Source organism: Faecalibacterium sp. Marseille-Q4164 (assembly GCF_017377545.1).
GTDB lineage: Bacteria > Bacillota > Clostridia > Oscillospirales > Ruminococcaceae > Faecalibacterium > Faecalibacterium duncaniae.
Genome location: NZ_JAFREJ010000028.1, coordinates 1 through 18,895, shown reverse-complemented (window position 1 = coordinate 18,895; position 18,895 = coordinate 1). Strand labels below are relative to the sequence as shown.

Sequence of the window (18,895 nt, the reverse complement as noted above, 5' to 3'; positions counted from 1 at the left end):
CCACCGTCATCCCTTCGGGATGCCACCGCCCCTAATAGGGGCGGCCTTGGCAAAACCATAAGGCTTCACGAAATGCCAAGGGCCCCCCTACTAGCGGGGGCTGTCGCCGCAAGGCGACTGGGGGGTTGCCCCACCAAAAAGCGCCCCCATCACTCAAAGGAGCAATGGGGGCGCTTTACCATATTACAATGGGTTCCGCTTACTCAGCCTTGGGGGCTTCGGGAGCCTTTGCTTCCTCAGCCTTTGCGGCGGGCTCTGCCGGAGCGGCAGGAGCGGCAGCGGGCTTCGGAGCCTGCTTCACCACGGGCTTGGGGGGATTCGGATCGTCCTTCAGCGGGAAGAGGATGATGTGCTTGGGGCACTTCTGGGCGCACATGCCGCAGCCCTTGCACTTGTCGTAATCCACACGGGCCACGCCGTCCACAACGTGGATGGCATCAAACTTACAGGTGCGCTCGCACATGCCGCAGGCAATGCAGGAAGTGGTGCAGGCCTTCATGGCAACGGGGCCCTTATCCTGATTGGAGCACATGACCACGGGCTTGCGGGGGCCGCCTGCGTCGATCATAATAACGTGCTTGGGGCAGATGTTGGCGCAGGCACCACAGCCGGTGCACTTGTCCTTGTCCACCTTGGCCACGCCGTCCACAATGTGGATGGCATCGAACTTACACACCTTGGTGCAGTCGCCCAGGCCGATGCAGGCAAAGGTACAGGTCTTGGGGCCGCCGTACAGGGTCGCAGCAGCGGCACAGGTCTGGATGCCCTTGTACTCGTAGCTGGGCTTGCAGTGCTCGGAGTTGCCCTGGCACTGGACCACAGCCTTCTTCTCCACAGCGCTTGCCTCGCCGCCCATGATCTTGGCAATGGCGGCAGCAGCCTTGGGGCCGCCGGGGGCGCACTTGTCGCAGGGAACACCGTCCATAACAACGGCCTTTGCGTAGTCGGCACAGCCGGCGTAGCCGCAGCCGCCGCAGTTTGCACCGGCCAGGCAGGCAGAAACTTCTTCAATACGGGGGTCTTCCTCAACCGCCATGAACTTTGCGGCCAGCACCAGAACAACGGCACCGATCGCGCCCACGATGGTACAGAGGATCACAGCAGATACAATATTCATAATCCTGTTCCTCCCTTACAGCGTCACGTTGAACAGGTTTTCGACGAGACCGCCGAAGCCCATAAAGGACAGGCTGGTGATGGCTGCTGCGATCAGGGTGATGGGCAGGCCCTTGAAGGGTGCCGGGGGATCGCAGGCTTCCACGCGCTTGCGCACGCCGCTGAACATGACCATGGCCAGCATAAAGCCGACACCTGCACCCACAGCACAGACCAGAGCCTCAATGTAGGCAGCGGCAAAGCCAAGGGTAGCAACGTCTGCGCCGTAGTCGTCCACGACCAGAATGGTCACGGCCAGCACGCAGCAGTTGGTGGTGATCAGGGGCAGGTAAACGCCCAGAGAATTGTACAGTGCAACAACATACTTCTTCAGGAAGATCTCGATGAACTGCACCAGCACTGCAATGACCAGGATGAACACGATGGTCTGCAGGTAGCCCAGGTCAGCCGGGTTCAGAACGAAGATCTGGATGGGGAAGGTGACAGCCGTTGCCACCAGCATAACAAAGATAACAGCGCCGGACATACCAATGGAGGAATCCAGCTTCTTGGAAACGCCCAGGAACGGGCAGATACCGTAGAACTTCACCAGCACGTAGTTGTTCACCAGGATCATGCTGAAGAAGATCGCAGCAAGTTTGACTAACATCTTATTCTGCCTCCTTCTTCAGGTTGTCGAGGTCGCAGCAGCTCTTGCGCTCGATGCGGGCATCCAGCTTGCCTTCCAGCCAGACGCAGCCGGCCATCAGCACGCCGTAGCAGAAGAATGCGCCGGGAGCCTGGGTCATAATGCTCATCTTGGCCATGCTCTCGGGCAGGACCTGGAAGCCCAGCCAGGTGCCGCTGCCCAGGATCTCACGGATAGAGGCCATCAGCACCACGGTGAGGGTGTAGCCGATGCCCATGCCGATGCCGTCCAGTGCGGAATCCACCACATTGTTCTTGCAGGCAAACATCTCGGCACGGCCCAGAATGATGCAGTTGACAACGATCAGGGGCAGGAACACGCCCAGTGCAGTGTACAGGCTGTCCATATAGGCGTGCATCACCATCTGAACGATGGTCACGAAGCCTGCAATGATGACGATGTAGCAGGGCAGGTGGACTTTAGCGGGGATCACGTTGCGCAGCAGCGAGATCAGGATGTTGGAGCACACCAGCACGAAGGTGAAGGCTGCGCCCATGCCCAGCGCGCTGGAAACTGCCGTGGTAACAGCCAGGCAGGAGCAGGTGCCCAGAACCAGACGCAGAACGGGGTTTTCTTTGATGATGCCGTTGGTAAGGATGCTTACCTTGGACTTGTTTTCGCTTGCCATTTCTTACCAACCTCCTTTATGCCAACTCGTTGTAGCAGTTGATGCAATCGTTGATGGCGGCAAACAGAGCCTTAGAGGAAATGGTTGCGCCGCTGTATGCGTCGTAGCCCTGGCCCAGGGTGATGTTCTGGGTGCCATCCATGCCATCGAACTGAGCAAGGAAGCTGTCGGTGGCAACGTTGCTGCCGATGCCCTTGGTCTGGGTAGAAGCGTCCACCCAGATGCCGGTGACAGTGCCGTTGGTGTCGAAGCCGATGATGACGGACAGGATGCCGCCGTCAAAGCCCTTTTCCTCAGCCTTGATGGCCAGGGAGCCGTCGGTGGCCTTTACAGCACCGGTGATGTTCTCGGTGGTGTAGTCGGTCACTTCCTCCAGATCGGAGGCGCTGGAAACGGTGGGCATCACGTCCACATAGGCAGCCAGCGTTGCGGCCTTCTGGTTATCCTCAATGATGGGAGCCGTAAAGGAGTTGACCATGGCCAGCAGCAGGCTGACGATCAGTGCGATCACGCTCAGCACAACAACAGGCTTTACACTGGTCTCCCAGGAAGAATTCTTATTCATTTGCCAGCACCCTCCTTTGCTTTCTTTGCAGGCTTAACATAGCCGTAAGGAGTCTGACGGGTCCAATCGTTGATAAAGGGGACCCACAGGTTCATAAACAGCAGCGCGAAGGAAACGCCCTCGGCATAGCTGCCCCACTGACGGATGGCGAAGGTAACGATGCCCAGGCACAGGCCGTAGATCAGCTTGCCCTTCAGGGTAAAGGGGCTGGTAACATAGTCCGTTGCCATGAACACAGCACCGAACATCAGGCCGCCGGACAGGATACCGACCAGTGCGCCGTGCAGGCTGCCGGTGGAGATCAGGTAGAAGATAAACATGCTGCCGATGTAAGAAGCGGGGATGGCGATGCTGATGGTCTTGGTGGCCACCATATAAATCAGGCCCAGCAGGATGGCCAGAGCGCAGGTCTCGCCCAGAACACCGCCGTGCACGCCCATGAACAGATCCAGCAGGCTCAGCTTGCTGGTGTCAGCCACAGCCAGCGGGGTAGCGCTGGACAGCTGGTCAACCGCTGCATCGGGGAACACCCAATTGTTCATGGAACCGGCAAAGCTAACGAACAGCACGATACGGCCGACCAGTGCAGGGTTTGCAAAGTTCATGCCAATGCCGCCGAACAGCTGCTTGACCACGATGATGGCAACCAGGTCGCCGATGATGAGCTGGCCGATGGGCATGCCCACGGGCACGTTCATGGCCAGAATGATGCCGGTGACCACAGCGGACAGGTCGCTGATGGGGTTTGCTTTCTTCAGCAGCTTGCAGTACAGCCACTCAAAGGCCACACATGCCACAACGGACACTGCGGTAACCAGCAGGGCACGCGCGCCAAAGATGATTGCAGAGGCCACCACACAGGGGCACAGGGCAACGATCACGTTGGCCATCAGGCTCTGGGTCGTTTCCTCACTGCGCAGATGCGGGGAGGCCGAAACAATAAGCTTCGTATCCATTACTTATTGCCTCCTTTTTTGATTTCACCAAGGTAGAACGCCTTTGCCAGACCCATCATCTGGGTGCAGGGGCGCTTTGCCGGGCAGACAAAGGTGCAGGAGCCGCAGTTGAAGCAGTAATCAACATGCAGCTTGCCCAGCTCCTGAACGTCGCGGGCAGCGTAAGCCTGGTTGACCTCCACGGGCTCCAGACCCATGGGGCAGTACTCCACGCAGCGGCCGCAGCGGATGCAGGGGTTGACCTGCGGGGGCTCTGCAGCAGCGGCGCTGAGCATGATCAGGCCGGAGGTGGTCTTGGTGGTGGGGTAACTCAGGTTCTCCACAGCGGGGCCCATCATGGCACCGCCGGCAACTACCTTGCCCAGCTCCACGCCGCCCTTGATGCCGGCAGCGTTCAGAACATCCTCGTAGGCAGTGCCCACGGGAACGATCAGGTTCTGGGGCTTTGCGCAGGCATCGCCGTCCACGGTGATGCAGCGGCTGACCACCGGCATGCCGGTAGCCAGGTACTTGCCCAGGGTGGAAACAGAGGTCACGTTCATCACAATGGCACCTGCATCTGCGGGCAGACCGCCGTGCGGAACCTCGCGGCCCAGGCACTTCTCGATCAGGATCAGCTCTGCGCCGGTGCCGTAAACACTGGGCAGTGCCTTGACCTCGATGGCGGGCTTGTCTTTGGTCTTCTGGTTCAACAGCTCGATGCACTCGGGCTTGTTGTTCTCAATGCCAATGATGCACTTCGGGATGCCGGTATACTTCAGCACGGCCTCGATGCCGCGGACGATATCATCGCTGCAGTTCAGCATCTCCTGCGTGTCGCTGGTCAGCCAGACTTCACACTCGGAAGCGTTGATGAGCAGGGTGTCCACGGTCTGCTTGGGCTGCAGCTTGACATCGGTCGGGAAGCCTGCGCCGCCCAGACCCACCAGGCCGCACTCACGCACGGCTGCCAGGAAGCTGGCCTTGTCGGTGACCTCGGGTGCCTTCACGGCAGGGTCCACGGTCTGCTTGCCATCGGTCTTGATGACAACAGAGTCGCACATCCGGCCATTGGAGAGACGGAAGGGTTCCACAGCGGCCACGGTACCAGAAACACTGGAGTGGATATTTGCAGAGACGAAACCGCCTGCTTCACCGATCTTGGTGCCAACAAACACTTCGTCGCCCTTTTTGACCAGGGCTTTCGCCGGAGCGCCGATGTGCTGGCTCATCAGGATGCGTACCTGCGCGGGCAGAGGCATCGGAACTGGTTTGCTTGCAGCGGTTGCCTTGTCATGCGGCGTATGCGCGCCAAGCGCCGCACGTTTCAGCTTGTTCAACATGGAATAAATCCCCCATTCTGCTTGAATTGCCACCCCTGCCCTCATGCGGGCGCACTGCGGCAGGGACAGCAGCTGCTTAACACAGTTATTGTATCATTTTACAGCCGGAAGTTCAACGACAACAGCACCAAAATGATGCAATTTCCTCAATTTTCTTTGCCATTTTTAACGATTAGTCGTATCTAACCAATTGTTTTTTTATTAACAACCACCAACTTCACGCAACTTTACTGCCGTTTGCCTTTCTGCCGGGATTATGGTATACTGTTGCTAATGACCCTGCGGAACGTCCCCTGCTCCGCATTTGAACGACCGGGCCATGCCCGCCAAGGAGGATCGGATACCATGAAAGTTCTCAAAGCTCTGCTTGCCATCTTCACGTTCTTAGCCGCCGCACTCACCTGCACGCTTCTCTTTGTGCAGGACAGAAACGCCCCCCACTATATTAAGATCTACGAGAACGAGCAGTAAGCGGTTTCTCTGACACAAAAGCCCCCGGAAAGCGGTTCGCGCCGCTTCCGGGGGCTTTTTATGCGTTATGCTGTTTTGGCGTTGTGTGATGCTCAGTTCACGTCGAACAGGCAGACCGCCTGATAGACAGTGCCGTTAGAAGTGGTAACGTATGCAACGCCGATCTTTTCAGCCAGATTGAATGCGCTCTCGTCCTTGAACAGCGAATCATACTTGAAGCTGGTCTTGGAAGCGGGGTTATAATCACTGGTGATGGGACGGTAATCTTTGGTCATGCCAACCACAATCTTCACACTGCCCAGTTCAGCAGTGATCTTACGGTAATTTTCCCAGTAGGTCGTGTTATTGATCTTGTTATTGGTATACTCCAGCCAGTTCTCCAGCAGAGCCTTCGTCACTGCGCTGTACTTTGCACTGTACTTAACCTGGCCCAGACCCTTATTGGCAGCCATGTTATTCACGGTCATCACCACTTCGGGAGTACCGTCCTCCGGCATTATGCTATCCGGGTCGGTGGTGCCACCGTCGCAGGCGGTCAGCATTGCCAGTGCCAGAACACCGGCCAGAACGAGTGCCAGAACTTTTTTGAAACGTTTCATTGCAATGCCTCCTTGATTTTATTTAATCGTTATCTTCACACCCGAGCAGGAATCTTATGTAGGCAAAGGTGCGCTCCTGCCCCAGATCCCGGACCATCAGCAGCAGCTTTTCCAGCAGTGCCCTTGTTTCGGGATGGAGCAGATAGTGATCCTTGCTCTTTTCATAATACTGCCACGGGGATGCGTCGGTGTACTTGTCGCCCAGATAGATCTGGCTGGCCGCCACGCGGTCGCAGACCATCTCGCAGACATAGCGCAGGGGCATTTTCATGCCGCCCAGACCAGATTTGTTGGTTGTGTAGTCGATCCAGTATTCCAGATGGTGCTTGTTGCGGCCCTTATGATGGAGCCATGCCGAGGAATAGCCCCGGGCGGCGCGCTCTGCCTCGTTGGGGCTGTGGTCGCCCTGATAGTAGATGCAGCCCGGGATGAACTCGGTGGGGCTGTACTTGCTCAGGTCATGGGTCAGGCCCTGCTGATAAAGGCCGCATTCAAAGCAATACTTCATCACCAGCAGTTTATGCCGGGTGATGGTCTCAAAGTGTCCCTTGATGTTCATTGGAGGGTACCTCCCCGGAATCTTACCGTTACCCTGCCCTCTTTCAACCTGCGCAGATCGTCGCTCTCCGAAAAATCCTCCCGGTCGCGGGTCAGGTTGGGGTTGTAGTAGGGGTCATCCAGAATGTTTTCCTTGCCGTGGATGGTGTAGAGCCGCTGCTGTTCCGCCGCAAAGCGGGCCGCCTTGACGGGGTCTTTTTCATCCCCGCCCCGGCTCTTGCTCTCATAGTGGATGAGCTCGGCGTAGGGGGTCCAGGCAATGCGGTAGCCCGCATCCCGCACCCGCAGGCAGAAGTCCACATCGTTGAAGGCCACGGCGAACTGCTCGTCCAGCCCGTGCATCTCGTCATAGACGGCGGTCTTTACCAGCAGGCAGGCACCGGTCACGCCGGAGAAGTCCTGCACGGTAGAGGTGCGGAACAGATAGCCGCTGCCGCCCTTCTTCTTATACTTGTGGCTGTGGCCCGCGTAGCCGCCCAGACCCGTCACGATCCCGGCGTGCTGGATGGTCTCATCCGGGTACCAGAGCATGGCACCGCAGATCGCCGCGCCGCCGGGGTGAGCGCACTGCCGGAGCAGTTCCGTGAGCCAGTCGCCGTTTACCACTTCCACATCGTTATTGAGCAGCAGCAGGTAGTCGCCCTCTGCCGCTTTCCGGCCAAAGTTGTTGATGGCCGAGAAGTTGAAGCCCTTGCCCGGGTAGGTGACCACCTTCAGGCCATCGTACCGCTGCCGGGCCTTCTCGTAATAGGCAAAGGTGGCCGGGTCTGTGGAGTTGTTCTCAATGACGATGACCTCGAACCGGTCCCAGGTGGTCTTTTTCCAGATGCTCTGCAGGCACTTTTCCAGATCCTCGGTGTGATCCTTGTTGGGGATGAGGATGCTCACCTTCGGCTCCCCCACAATGTCCCACCTGACCCGATAGGTGCTGGGGTACAGGCCATCCTCTATGGTACCGGTGCGGCCGGTGCGTTCCAGATGGTCGGCCAACGCCTTCTTTGCCGCTTTGGCAACGTAGGGCTTGGCATCGGTGCCGCCGGAGGTCGAGCCTTCGTGCACCCGCCAGTAGTAGAGCACCTGCGGCACATGGGCCGCGCCGCCCACCTGCTCAATGAGCCGGAGGAAAAGGTCGTGATCCTGACTGCCATCACATTCAGGGCGTTCCCCGCCCACCTGCTCGAACAGCTCCCGCCGGAACACGGCCAGATGGCAGATGTAGTTGCAGCAGAGCAGATAATCCGGGGCGTAATCGGGCTTGAAGTGGGCCACCAGCGGCTTTTCGATCTTTTTGGTAAAGAGGGCCTCGTCGCTGTACAGGAAGCCGTCCGGCTCCCCTGCCTCGCGCAGCTGCCGGATCGCCTGACCCATGGTGTACATGGCGTGGGGCGCAAGGATGTCATCGTGGTCGGCCAGCGCCAGATATTCCCCCGATGCCAGTTCAGCGGCGGCGTTGGTGTTGGCCGCAATGCCCTTGTTTTCGATCTTTTTGTATACGATGTGTTGATATTTCTCCTGATATTCCCTTACGATATCTCCCACACTGCTGTGGGCGGCATCGGAGGCATCCGCCAGGCAGAGCTCACCATTGGGGGCTGTCTGATTCACGAAGGAATCCAGAAACTGCCGCAGAAACACCTCAGGAGTATTATACAACGGTGTCAATACGGAAATCGTCGAAAGTTGGCAGTTTTCAAAATTTTTTTCTGCCATTTCGGCTCTCTGGGCTTCCAGCACCTTTTTTGCGGGCAGGTAGCGGGCCTTTTTGCCAAAGCACCGCCGCCTGACAAAGCCCGCGCCCCGGGCCAGCATGGTGCCCAGACCCTCGTCCTTTGTCAGCTGGACCGCATAGCCTGCCAGCTCTCTGGCACGTTTCAATCGCACATTCATGGCTCAGGCCTCGCCGCGCTGGGTGGCCTTGTAGGCCGCGCAGACTGTCTCGGTATCGCCGTTCATTTTCAGGTGGCCGTGGCTCAGCCATGCCACCTTGCTGCACATCCGCTCGATCTGCTCGATGGAGTGGGACACCAGAATGACGGTGGTGCCGCCTGCCATCAGCTCCTTCATCCGCTTTTCGCATTTCTGCTGGAACAGGAAGTCGCCCACCGAGAGCACCTCGTCCGCGATCAGGATATCAGGCTTGGTGATGGTGGCAATGGCAAAGCCGATGCGGGCCACCATGCCGGAGGAGTAGTTTTTCAGCGGCACATCCAGGAAGTTCTGCAGCTCGCTGAACTCCACGATCTCGTCGAACTTCTCGTCCAGATACTTGGGCGAGAACCCCAGCACCGTGCCGTTGAGGTAGATGTTCTCCCGGGCGGTCAGGTCCATATCAAAGCCCGCACCCAGCTCGATGAGCGGGGCGATGGTGCCGTTGACGGTGACCTTGCCCTTGGTGGGCTTGTACACGCCCGCAATGGTCTTGAGCAGGGTGGATTTGCCCGAGCCGTTCAGGCCCACCAGACCGTAAAAATCGCCGGGCATGATGTCCAGGCTCACGTCCTTCAGGGCGTAAAATTCGTCGTACTGCAGGCGGCCCTGCACCATGGCCAGCAGATATTCCTTCAGGCTCTCGTGCTTTTCGGTGGAGAGGTTGAAGCACATGGACACGTTGTCCACTTTGATGATCGGTTCCATTCTTCTCCCCTCCTTAAATATGCAGCACAAAACGATCCTGCGTTTTGCGGAACATGTGCACGCCCACCCACATGGAGACCACCGCGCAGATGCCGCAGACCGCAAACATGTTGAGGTCCAGCGGGATGCCCCACATCAGGGTGCGGCGGAAGCCGGTGATATACCAGTACATGGGGTTCAGCTTGATGATCTGCTGCATGTTGAACCCGCCGATGGAAAAGGTCATCTGGGTGGGGTCATAGAAGATGGCGGAGAAGTAGAGCAGCGCCGTGATGAACACGCTCCAGATGTGCATGATGTCCCGGAAGAACACCGTTGCCGCCGCCAGGAACAGACCCACCCCCAGGCTGAAGAAGAAGAGGGTGATGAGCGGGTAGAGCGCTTCCAGAAGGGTCAGGTGGAAGGGCGCGCCGGTAAAGATCATCACCAGCAGCAGGGCCACAAAGCTGAACACGCAGTTCACCATGGCAAAGCAGCACTTTTCCAGCGGGAAGATATACTTGGGAATATACACCTTTTTCAGCAGGGGGGCGGCGCTGAGCACGCTGCTCATGCTGGAGGAGGTGGCTTCGTTGAAGAAGTTGAAGAGCAGCTGACCGCACATCAGGAACACCGGGAAGTTGTCGATGCCGCTGCCCCGCATATCCATCAGGCTGCTGAACACAGCCCAGTAGACCAGGCACATCAGCAGGGGGTTCAGCACGCTCCACAGCACACCCAGCACGCTGCGGCGGTATTTCAGCTTGAAATCACGGCTGACCAGATTCCACAACAGATAGCGGTAGCGCCAGAAGCCGTTGAACATTCCTTTCAGTTTCGCCACGGGCTATCACCACTTTTCAAAGAATTCAAACTTCTGGGCTGCAAAGGGCTCATGCAGCTTGTCCTTTGCGCTGGTCTTGTGCTCACAGCCGCAGTCGGGCCACTGCACGTTCACGGTGGGGTCATCGTAGGGGATGCCGCCCTCGCTGGTGGGGTCATAGACATCGGTGCACTTGTAGCAGAACTCGGCCACATCGCTCAGCACCAGGAAGCCGTGGGCAAAGCCCTCGGGGATATAGAACATCTTCTTGTTCTCCTCGCTCAGGGTCACGCCCACCCACTTGCCAAAGGTGGCGCTGTGGGGGCGGCAGTCCACGGCAACATCATAGACCTCGCCCTTGGTCACACGCACCAGCTTGCCCTGGGTGTGGTTCTTCTGGAAATGCAGGCCGCGCAGCACGCCGCGGGTGGAGCGGCTCTGGTTGTCCTGCACGAACTCCTTGTCGATGCCGGCGGCAGCAAACTGATCCTTCTGGTAGGTCTCCATAAAATAACCGCGGTCATCACCGAACACCTGCGGCTCAATGACCACAACACCAGGGATCTCGGTCTCAGTAAACGTAAACTTGCCCATATTTCTTTTTCCTCTCTGTTTTCTTTCAGAAAATTTTGTCTGTTTGTAGTATATGGAAAAGTCCTTGCGGGCTTTTGCGCGATAGATCAAACTGTCCCTTCCTGCCAAGGCCTCCCCTGGTAGGGGAGCCTCTGGCGAAACGGGTCAGTGCTTACTTCTTGATTTACCTTTCTTCCATTTTATTCTCAGCCGCACCACGCCGAACGCCGCAAGGGCGGCCAGCACAGTGGCACCGACCGAGATGGCCAGCAGGCCGCCTGCGATCCTCTTCGGCCCCACATCCCGGGAGGCGGGCAGGGTGGCGTTGGCGCTCTTGGCCAGCAGCTCCTCCAGCCCGGTCACAGCGGCAGGCACCCGGACGCTGGCCGTTTCCTGCACGTCCCGCCCATGAATGGTATACACCGCATACACCGCCGGGTCAACCCCCAAGAGGTATCGTTCGGGCAGTTCCAGTGCGACCGACACATCCGCAGCGGTCAGGCCGTCGGCCAGCAGCAGCTTCACGCCCGGGTCAGAAACCGTCACCGTGCCCAGCGTGCTGCCGCCGCCCGCCACTTCCAGCTCCCCGGTCACACCCTGGGCAGGGATCTCGGTGTAGCCGGTGTAGCGGGCAAAGGCATCGTCCAGCAGGGTGCGGACATCGTTGTATTTGTCGGTCTTGATCTGGCTCTGCATGGTCACGCAGATCAGCCGCACGCCATTCTGCTCCGCCAGGCAGACATAGCTGTACCGGGCAATGTTGGTGTAGCCGATCTTAGAACCCAGGATGGCCGGGATATAGTACCGGCTGGAGCCCACCCGCATTTTATCCTGCTGGTGAAAGTACCGGGTCACGGGCTGGACATTGGTCGGGCCCATGGTGTACATCTCGTTCCGGGTAAACAGGGTCTCGAACCCGGGCTGGGTCAGCGCCCAGCGCAGGATCTGCGCCATGTCATAGCAGCTGGTGTAGTGGTCCTCATCGCTGATGCCGTGGGGGTTGGCAAAGTGGGTGTGTTCCAGCCCCAGCTCCTTTGCCTGCGCGTTCATGGCGGCCACACCGCCCTCAATGGAGCCGCCGCCGAAGTATTCGGCCAGCAGGTTGGCCCCATCGTTGGCGCTGGCCATCATGGTGGCATACAGGGCATCGGTCAGGGGCACTTCCTCCCCTTCCTGCAGGGCGATGTGGCTGGAATCGGTGCCCGCCAGCGAGTAGACATCCTCGTGGCTGACCGTCAGCTTGACATTGTCCCACTTGCCCTGGGCCTTTTCACAGGCAAGGCCCAGCGTCATCACCTTGGTGATGGATGCCGGGTGCAGTTCCTCGTTCATGTTCTGCTGGGCCAGCACCAGACCGGTGTCGGCATCGATGATGCAGTACGCTTCCGTAGCCGTCAGTGCAGGCCCGGCAGCTGCCGCGCCCGGCGCAAACGCCGCCAGTGCGGTCAAAAGCACCGCACACAGCATGGCGATGTGTTTTTTCATTCCAGTTCCTCTATCTCAAGATATTATAATATAGTATACCACATTTTTATCCCTCTGAAAAGAGAAACCCTCAGTTCCACTCCCGGAGCACCGGCTGCAGCTGCTGACCGTGCAGGGCAGCCTCCAGTGCAGCGGGCAGCAGGGTGAGATCCGCCTTCAGGCTCTGGGGTTTCTGCGCTGCATCGTCCTGTCCGTAGGGCACAAAGTAATAGTGCTTGCGCTGCATCAGCCGGGCAATGTTCTCCCCGGAAGCCCCCAGCCCATCGTTGGTGGAGACAGCCAGCAGCACCGGGCACCCGACCCGCAGCAGGCTTTTTGCCGCCAGCGTGACCGGCGTGTCGGAAAGGCCCGCCGCCAGCCGGGCCAGTGTGGTGCCGGTGCAGGGGGCCACCACCAGTGCCCGGGCCAGCTGCCGCGGCCCCAGCGGCTCCACATCCTGCAGGGTATCCAGCACCCTGTGGCCGGTCAGGGTCTCCAGCCGCGCCTTCCACTCATCCGCCCGGCCAAAGCGGGTGTTCAGGCCGGAGGCCGCATAGCTCATCACCGGCAGCAGCTCCCAGCCCTGCCGCACCAGCTGTTCAGCCTGAGCCACCGCCGCGCCCAGCGTGCAGAAGCTCCCGCAGACCGCAAACGCCACTGTCCCGCGCAATTGCCTTTTCATGGTGTTTCCTCCCTTTCCGCCAGGATCTCACAGACCGTCCGGGCCAGAGCCTCGCCCGCCGTTTCGGGAGCGCAGGCCGTGGGCAGGCTCAGGGCATGGATGGCCCGGTGCCCCAGCCGCCGGGCTGCGGCAAAGTCAGTGCCGCCCGGCTTGGATGCCAGATCCACGATCAGGCTCCCGGGCCGCAGGGCTGCCAGCACGGCTTCCGTCAGAACAGGGGCCGGGATGGTATTCACCACCGTGTCAAAGGCCGGAGCGGCCTGTTCCAGCCGGGCCAGATCCACGGCCCGCAGACTGAAACTCTCCGCCAGTGCCCGCTGGGCCGGCCGCCGCGCGGCCACCGTCACCTGTGCGCCCAGTGCCGCCAGCCGTACCCCAAGCGCCTGCCCCACCGGCCCAAAACCGGCCAGCAGGATGGCGCTGTTCCAAAGCGTCCGCGTCCGCTCCGCCATCAGGATGCCGATGCAGCCCTCTGCTGTCGGGATGGCGTTGCAGAGGATCAGCTCCTCCCGGGCAAAGTAGTCCACCAGCTCCACGCCCGCCTCCGCCGCGATCTGCCTTGCCTGCGCCGAGAGCTTTCCACCCAGCGCCAGCGCCCCCGGTTTTGCGGCTCGCAGCAGCTCCGCCAGCGGGGTGCGGCTCTCGTCCAGCGGCAGCGGCAGTAAGATGTAATCGGCCAGTGCCGTCTGCTCCGGCCCGCCCACCGCAAACCCGGCACGGGCCAGCGCCCGGCCTGCCGCCGCCAGCCGCGCATCCGTTCCGATCACCGCAAATCGTCTTTGTCCATCCATTCCCGTCCCCTCCTCCCCATGGTCTGCGTCATCCTATGCCCATGGAGCGCCGGGTGTGAAAAAGCCGCCGCTCTCCGTCAGGAAAGCAGCGGCGATCTGTTTTTTTATGATATCGGCTTTTCGGTCAGAGCGGCGGCAGAAATTGCCTCCGGCTCCTCCATGTTTCGCGTCCGCTCCACGGCCTCACGCATCCGCGGCAGCTGGACGGCTTCATCAAAATCCGCATATCCCTTTGCGTAGGCAGGCACCATCTCCAACCGGTATTCTGCACTTGCAACGCTCCATTCCCGGATAGAAAAGTGCTCCGGCGGAAAATTCAGCCAGTTTCCACTCTCTCCAAACTGCGAGACCGCATCCACCTGAATGCGGAACAGATTCTTCGCATAGTAAGCACTCCTTGCGATATTTTTCCGGTAGAGCTTCTGCAGATCCTTTTCCCGGCTCGTCGCCTTGCAATACGTCACAAATCGGGTGTCTGCCATCCGCTCTCTGGCTTCCAGCAGGCTCAGGATCGTACCCTTCTCATCTACCAGATACCCGTTGGTCGTCGGGTCCAGCATACACCACTTTTCCTGCGACCGGTCGTAGATCTCCGTGACAACGTGACAATCAAAATCGAAGGGAGAATAGGGCAGGAAGCGCACCCGCCGTGCGTAGATTCCCAGTGCCAGGCAGACCTCCTCCAGAATTTTGGCCTTATTCAGGCAGTTGATGCCCTGTTCCGGTTTATCCAGACTGTAATCCAAAAGCGCCAGGGCGTTGCAGTCCACATGGCCGTCGTACCACGGGCTGTGCGTCAGCTTAGGCGAGATGTATTTCAGCACCCGAATTGCCCGCTGCAGGTCCGTGCCTTTTCCTGCAATTTTCTCAAAGGGATACTTTTTCAGGAGGTCGGCATACTCCGGGCATTCCATGCGATATTCCACCGCCGTGCTCTTTCCCGGTTGAAAGCTCCGATTGTTCCGCAGGATTCCACGGTAAACATTGTAAAGGACTTCTGTCTCTTCAAAATTCATTGTTTTTCCCCTCTCTTTTTTGGATAGACGAACGAATGGCCGTAAGTGTTCATTTTCCCCTCTATTTTCAGACCCTATCGTTTTTTATGATACCACGGTTTTCCTGCTCATGCAATGCAAAATGCCCGGCCATGCGGGCGTTCCCACACAGCCGGGCGGCTTCCTTTATATCATTCAGTTCTGTTCAGGGCCGCTTATATTTCAGCGGTGTCTGCACCTGAGCACGGATCTTGAGCAGATAGGTCCGGGTCTGCTCGGTGCCCCGCAGGATGGCCTCCACCTGTTCCCGCTGCTCCGGGGTCAGGGCCTCGTCCTCGGCCAGCAGGTCGGCGTTGCCCTCAATGACGGCCAGCGGCGTTTTGAGCTCATGGGAAAGCTGGATGATCTGCTCCCGCTGCTGCTGCTCCATTTTCCATTGGGCCTGCAGGCTGGCCGTCAGCTCCTGCCCCATGGTCTGCAGGGCAGCCAGTGTCTCGGCGTATTCCCGCACCTGCGCCCCGGAAAAATCGATCTCTTCCACGCCCTTTTTCTCAGCCACCTGCCGGGAGACCTCGGTCAGGCGGGCCGTCTCCCGGGCCAGAAACTTTCTGGAGCGGTGGGTGCTCCACACCACCGCTCCCACCAGCAGCAGAATGCCCAGAATGCCGTGCACCGTCTGCACATCTGGCAGCTTTCCCCGCAGCGCAGGGGCGGCGTAGGGCACGGCATAGTCAAATTGCAGCAGACAGACCGTTCCGTCCTGCAATTTTGATGTCATATAATACTGTGTGTATCCAAAATGCCAGCGGGTTTTCCCCTGCCGGTTCTCCATTGCCCGCTGCAAGTGCCCGGCATCCATGTTGGTGGCCAGCACCTCGCTGCTGTCCGGCGCGGCAAACAGGGCGTAACGGCACAAGGAGTCCAGCTGGGTCTCATCAAAGGTAGCGGCAGTCATGCCCGGCAAAACGTCCTGTGCAGCCTTCTGGCAGGCCTGCGCGGCCTGATTGGCCGGGAGCGCCAGCCCGCTGTTGATGACGCACATCAGCGCCGCAAACCACAACAGCAGCGCCAGCACACAGCAACAGACGGTCTGTACCAGATATCGCAGCAGTACGCCTCGCAGGGAGATCAGCCCTCGTTTTTCCATTGATATCCCACTCCCCAGATGGTTTTCAGCAGTGTTTCCGGCTCTGCTACCCCCGCCGCCCGCAGCTTTGCCCGGATATTTTTGATGTGCTGTGTCACGGCGGTGTCGTCCGCAGTGCCGTCAATACCAAAAACCGCTTCGTAAATTTGCTCCTTGGTAAAGGTTTGCCCGGCGTGCAGCGCCAGATACTCGCAGATGGCATACTCGGAGCGGGTCAGCGGCAGAGGAGTTTCTCCCACCGTCGCCTCCCGCGCGGACAGGTCAAAACTGACCCCGCCGCGCACCAACCGATGCACCGGGGTGCGGTTCTGCCGCCGCAGATGCGCCGCCACCCGCGCCCGCAGCTCTGCCACCCGGAAAGGCTTTGCAAGGTAATCGTCTGCCCCGATGCCCAGCCCCTCCAGAACAGACGCTTCGTCTGTCCGGGCCGTCAGAAACAGAATGGGGGCATCGGTCAGACCCCGGATGCGGCGGCAGACGGCAAAGCCATCCTCCCCGGGCATCATCACATCCAGCAGGATGCAGTCCGCCCAGCGGCAGAGTTGTTCAGTAAGCTCCGCGCCGGAGAGCCGCGTTTCCACCCGGTGGCCGTCCCGCTCCAAGGCAGTGCGGATCAGCTTGCAGAGTTCTATATTGTCATCCACTGCCAGAATATTTGCCACAAGATCACCTCAAAGCGTTATAAACAAGGCAGGATGCCCCATACAGCAGATACACATGGGCGGGGTAGAACCAGTAGAACAGCTGTTTATGCCCGCTGCCGCGCTGACCGTTGTACAGCCGCATCAGCAGGGCCGCCGCCACGCCGAACCACTCGTAGTTGTTGGTGAACATCTGGGTCCAGACAAAGCCCTCCTGCCGGCAAGCCATCCCGAAGGTCAGCACAAAATCACACAGGAAAATCACTAGTGCCCATACCGTCAGCTGCACTTTGCGCCGTCCACGCAATGCATACAGCAGCGCACCGCCCAGCAGAAAGCTCCAGCTGCCGTCTGTGATGCTGGTCCACAGGGGCAGCGGGCTGGTGATGACAAACGCCACCACCGTGGAAGCCCACGGCATCTGCTGGATCTGGGGGAAGGCGCTCAGAAACGCCACCATCACAAACGGCCAGCACAAAACGGCGGCAATGGCAGCTATGCCTTTTGCAAATTTCTTTTCCCGCAGCCAATCGATGCCCTGCCAGACGATGCACAGCAGCATCAGATCCTGAAAAATAGCGTTCAGCGGGTAGAAGCCATCCCCGCGCCGGAAGGCTTTGGCGTAGATCATAAAAAATTCCAGCGCCGCCATGGCCGTTCCGATACCCCAGATGCGGATAAAATACCGCCTGCGGTCATGGGTGTGGGCAAAGCCCTCCACCGTGCAGAACAGAAACAGCGGTGCGCTGAGCCGCCCCAGCATACTGAACACCGTTGGGATACAGCCGGTGAACTCGAAGAAATAATGAATGTGATCCAGCACCATCAGCGCCAGTGCAATGGTCTTGAGCTGGGTACCGTCCAGCCCGTTTTTCAATTTTGTCAGCATACAAATTCCCCTTTCTATGATGCTATCATTGTAACAGGGAAATCTGTAGGAATTCTGAGGGAGAACTTATTTTTCCAGATAATAGCGCACCAGATCCGTGGGGCCGCGCTCTGCATGGCGCATGGCCTTGTGTTCGATGCCCTCATAGGTGAAGCCCAGCTTTTTCAGCAGCTCCCCGGAGATGGTGTTATAGGCATAATGCCCACCCGTGAAAAGCACCGTATCCGTTTTCTCGAAGAACGCCTGGATTACTGCCGCCAGCGCTTCCCGGGCACAGCCCTGCCGCCGGACATCCGGAGCCATCTCAATGCCCAGCTCCCAGCCGGGCACGGCACGCTCGGCATCCATCAGCGAGATCACGCCGATCACACGCCCATCTGCCTTGCGGACAACGCTGTAACGGGTCTGTCCCGCAAATTTCTGCATCAGACGGTCATATTCCTCATCCATTGCATCAAAGGCATGATAACCGCCGCAATCCAGCGTGGTCTGCTCATCCGAGAAAATCGCAAATACGTCCTGCGCGTCCTTCACCCGGAACTGCCGCAGTTGCAGACGCTCTGTCTCGATTTCAAATACTTCCATTTGCATCTCGTTATTTTCAGGTTTTATCGTACTTTTTAATGATACCACTGTTTTCCAACCCATGCAACGTAAAAAGCCCTGCCATGCGGGCACTCCCACACAGCCGGGCAATTCTATTTCATTTTGCAGAGCACTTTTCAGCATCGATGGCCAGCACGAACATCAGCACATGGAGCGCGTCTGCCGGGTCAACGATATCCAGCACATAGGTGTCCGTCCATTGCAGCAGCTCTTTGGAAACCGTTGCGACTGTCTCTCCCACCGGCTTTGTAATGGTGTAATCCCACCCAGGGAAATCTCCCTCCACATGCCAGCCGTTGAAATCGATGTTGTACTTGGGCTTGAACCAGCCCAGTTCCTTTTCGAGGCAGCCGATATAGTTTTCCCCTTCATAGAGTTCAAACTTGGGCAGCCAGGTCAGCACCTCCTGCTTGACAGTACCAAGCTCGTTCTCTTCCGTGTCGAAGATTTTCAGGCAGTGCCCCCACGAGAGCTGCCCCTTTACCACATAGACCGTGTTCTCGTTTTCATCATAGATATCGTAGCTGTCGAACCACGAAAACATCCGTTGTTTGAATAAAAGCTTCATCCTGCCCCTCCTCTTTTTGCGATTTCACCGCAGACGGAATACCTGCTTATCCCATATACGATTCAGGGACGGGTTTTAAGGCAGATGCTACAAAATTTTTTTCAAACAACAAACCCCCAAGGAATTTCTTCCTCAGGGGCTTCATTTAAGTCGGCGACTACCTATTTTCACGCGCCGTTTCCAGCGAACTATCTTGGGCA

The 18,895-nt window shown here is 58.6% G+C and carries 22 protein-coding genes; 1 reads left to right on the top strand and 21 read right to left on the bottom strand.

Annotation, left to right across the window (positions count from 1 at the left end):
• Positions 1 to 199: 199 nt before the first annotated feature.
• Genes J3352_RS13775 through rsxC form a run of 6 tightly spaced genes read right to left on the bottom strand, consistent with a single transcriptional unit; the run spans position 200 to position 5,275 of the window.
• Complete coding sequence (locus tag J3352_RS13775) at positions 200 to 1,117, bottom strand: RnfABCDGE type electron transport complex subunit B (protein ID WP_156067485.1); 918 nt, start codon at positions 1,115 to 1,117, stop codon at positions 200 to 202.
• 15 nt (positions 1,118 to 1,132) lie between these two features.
• A complete protein-coding gene (locus J3352_RS13770; protein WP_097771578.1) occupies positions 1,133 to 1,765 on the bottom strand; it encodes an electron transport complex protein RnfA in 633 nt (210 codons plus the stop codon).
• A gap of 1 nt (position 1,766) precedes the next feature.
• Entirely contained in the window at positions 1,767 to 2,432 is a 666-nt protein-coding gene (gene rsxE / locus J3352_RS13765; protein ID WP_005935151.1) for an electron transport complex subunit RsxE, read from the bottom strand.
• Positions 2,433 to 2,448: 16 nt separating this feature from the next.
• Positions 2,449 to 2,997 (bottom strand): FMN-binding protein, encoded by a 549-nt coding sequence (locus J3352_RS13760; RefSeq protein ID WP_005935149.1) that lies wholly within the window; start codon positions 2,995 to 2,997, stop codon positions 2,449 to 2,451.
• Positions 2,994 to 3,953 (bottom strand): RnfABCDGE type electron transport complex subunit D, encoded by a 960-nt coding sequence (locus J3352_RS13755; protein WP_097786498.1) that lies wholly within the window; start codon positions 3,951 to 3,953, stop codon positions 2,994 to 2,996. Before J3352_RS13755 ends, J3352_RS13760 begins: the two co-directional genes overlap by 4 nt.
• On the bottom strand, positions 3,953 to 5,275 hold the full coding sequence (gene rsxC, locus J3352_RS13750) for an electron transport complex subunit RsxC (protein WP_227622398.1): 1,323 nt from the start codon (positions 5,273 to 5,275) through the stop codon (positions 3,953 to 3,955). Before rsxC ends, J3352_RS13755 begins: the two co-directional genes overlap by 1 nt.
• Positions 5,276 to 5,620: 345 nt before the next feature.
• On the opposite strand from rsxC, the gene J3352_RS14420 reads away from it, so the two are divergent.
• The gene (locus tag J3352_RS14420; protein WP_005935143.1) at positions 5,621 to 5,746 is read left to right on the top strand and encodes a hypothetical protein; all 126 of its coding nucleotides are present in this window, start codon (positions 5,621 to 5,623) and stop codon (positions 5,744 to 5,746) included.
• A 92-nt stretch (positions 5,747 to 5,838) separates the two neighbouring features.
• On the opposite strand, the gene J3352_RS13745 is transcribed toward J3352_RS14420, so the two are convergent.
• The 15 genes from J3352_RS13745 to J3352_RS13675 form a co-directional block, all read right to left on the bottom strand.
• On the bottom strand, positions 5,839 to 6,345 hold the full coding sequence (locus J3352_RS13745) for a hypothetical protein (RefSeq protein ID WP_156067487.1): 507 nt from the start codon (positions 6,343 to 6,345) through the stop codon (positions 5,839 to 5,841).
• A 22-nt stretch (positions 6,346 to 6,367) separates the two neighbouring features.
• Complete coding sequence (locus J3352_RS13740; RefSeq protein WP_097773294.1) at positions 6,368 to 6,904, bottom strand: DUF5662 family protein; 537 nt, start codon at positions 6,902 to 6,904, stop codon at positions 6,368 to 6,370.
• Positions 6,901 to 8,790 (bottom strand): glycosyltransferase, encoded by a 1,890-nt coding sequence (locus J3352_RS13735; protein ID WP_156067489.1) that lies wholly within the window; start codon positions 8,788 to 8,790, stop codon positions 6,901 to 6,903. Before J3352_RS13735 ends, J3352_RS13740 begins: the two co-directional genes overlap by 4 nt.
• A 3-nt stretch (positions 8,791 to 8,793) precedes the next feature.
• The gene (locus tag J3352_RS13730; protein ID WP_005935135.1) at positions 8,794 to 9,537 is read right to left on the bottom strand and encodes an ABC transporter ATP-binding protein; all 744 of its coding nucleotides are present in this window, start codon (positions 9,535 to 9,537) and stop codon (positions 8,794 to 8,796) included.
• 13 nt (positions 9,538 to 9,550) lie between these two features.
• Positions 9,551 to 10,360 carry an ABC transporter permease gene (locus tag J3352_RS13725; RefSeq protein WP_223384331.1) on the bottom strand — a complete coding sequence of 270 codons (810 nt, stop codon included), beginning with the start codon at positions 10,358 to 10,360 and terminating at the stop codon, positions 9,551 to 9,553.
• Between the two features lie 6 nt (positions 10,361 to 10,366).
• A complete protein-coding gene (gene rfbC / locus J3352_RS13720; protein WP_005935131.1) occupies positions 10,367 to 10,933 on the bottom strand; it encodes a dTDP-4-dehydrorhamnose 3,5-epimerase in 567 nt (188 codons plus the stop codon).
• A gap of 144 nt (positions 10,934 to 11,077) precedes the next feature.
• Complete coding sequence (locus tag J3352_RS13715) at positions 11,078 to 12,397, bottom strand: D-alanyl-D-alanine carboxypeptidase family protein (protein ID WP_156067491.1); 1,320 nt, start codon at positions 12,395 to 12,397, stop codon at positions 11,078 to 11,080.
• A gap of 70 nt (positions 12,398 to 12,467) precedes the next feature.
• Entirely contained in the window at positions 12,468 to 13,058 is a 591-nt protein-coding gene (locus J3352_RS13710) for a dipicolinate synthase subunit B (RefSeq protein ID WP_098924298.1), read from the bottom strand.
• Positions 13,055 to 13,849: an NAD(P)-binding domain-containing protein gene (locus J3352_RS13705; RefSeq protein WP_097773290.1), complete on the bottom strand. Its 795-nt coding sequence runs from the start codon at positions 13,847 to 13,849 to the stop codon at positions 13,055 to 13,057. Before J3352_RS13705 ends, J3352_RS13710 begins: the two co-directional genes overlap by 4 nt.
• A 104-nt stretch (positions 13,850 to 13,953) precedes the next feature.
• A complete protein-coding gene (locus tag J3352_RS13700) occupies positions 13,954 to 14,865 on the bottom strand; it encodes a hypothetical protein (protein WP_156067493.1) in 912 nt (303 codons plus the stop codon).
• 184 nt (positions 14,866 to 15,049) lie between these two features.
• Positions 15,050 to 15,991 (bottom strand): histidine kinase dimerization/phospho-acceptor domain-containing protein, encoded by a 942-nt coding sequence (locus J3352_RS13695; protein WP_156067495.1) that lies wholly within the window; start codon positions 15,989 to 15,991, stop codon positions 15,050 to 15,052.
• Positions 15,973 to 16,653 carry a response regulator transcription factor gene (locus tag J3352_RS13690; protein ID WP_156067497.1) on the bottom strand — a complete coding sequence of 227 codons (681 nt, stop codon included), beginning with the start codon at positions 16,651 to 16,653 and terminating at the stop codon, positions 15,973 to 15,975. Before J3352_RS13690 ends, J3352_RS13695 begins: the two co-directional genes overlap by 19 nt.
• A gap of 4 nt (positions 16,654 to 16,657) precedes the next feature.
• A complete protein-coding gene (locus tag J3352_RS13685; RefSeq protein WP_242699984.1) occupies positions 16,658 to 17,521 on the bottom strand; it encodes a TraX family protein in 864 nt (287 codons plus the stop codon).
• 66 nt (positions 17,522 to 17,587) lie between these two features.
• Positions 17,588 to 18,106 carry a GNAT family N-acetyltransferase gene (locus tag J3352_RS13680; protein ID WP_179859156.1) on the bottom strand — a complete coding sequence of 173 codons (519 nt, stop codon included), beginning with the start codon at positions 18,104 to 18,106 and terminating at the stop codon, positions 17,588 to 17,590.
• Positions 18,107 to 18,224: 118 nt separating this feature from the next.
• Entirely contained in the window at positions 18,225 to 18,695 is a 471-nt protein-coding gene (locus tag J3352_RS13675; RefSeq protein WP_005935115.1) for an LURP-one-related/scramblase family protein, read from the bottom strand.
• Between the last annotated feature and the right edge of the window lie 200 nt (positions 18,696 to 18,895).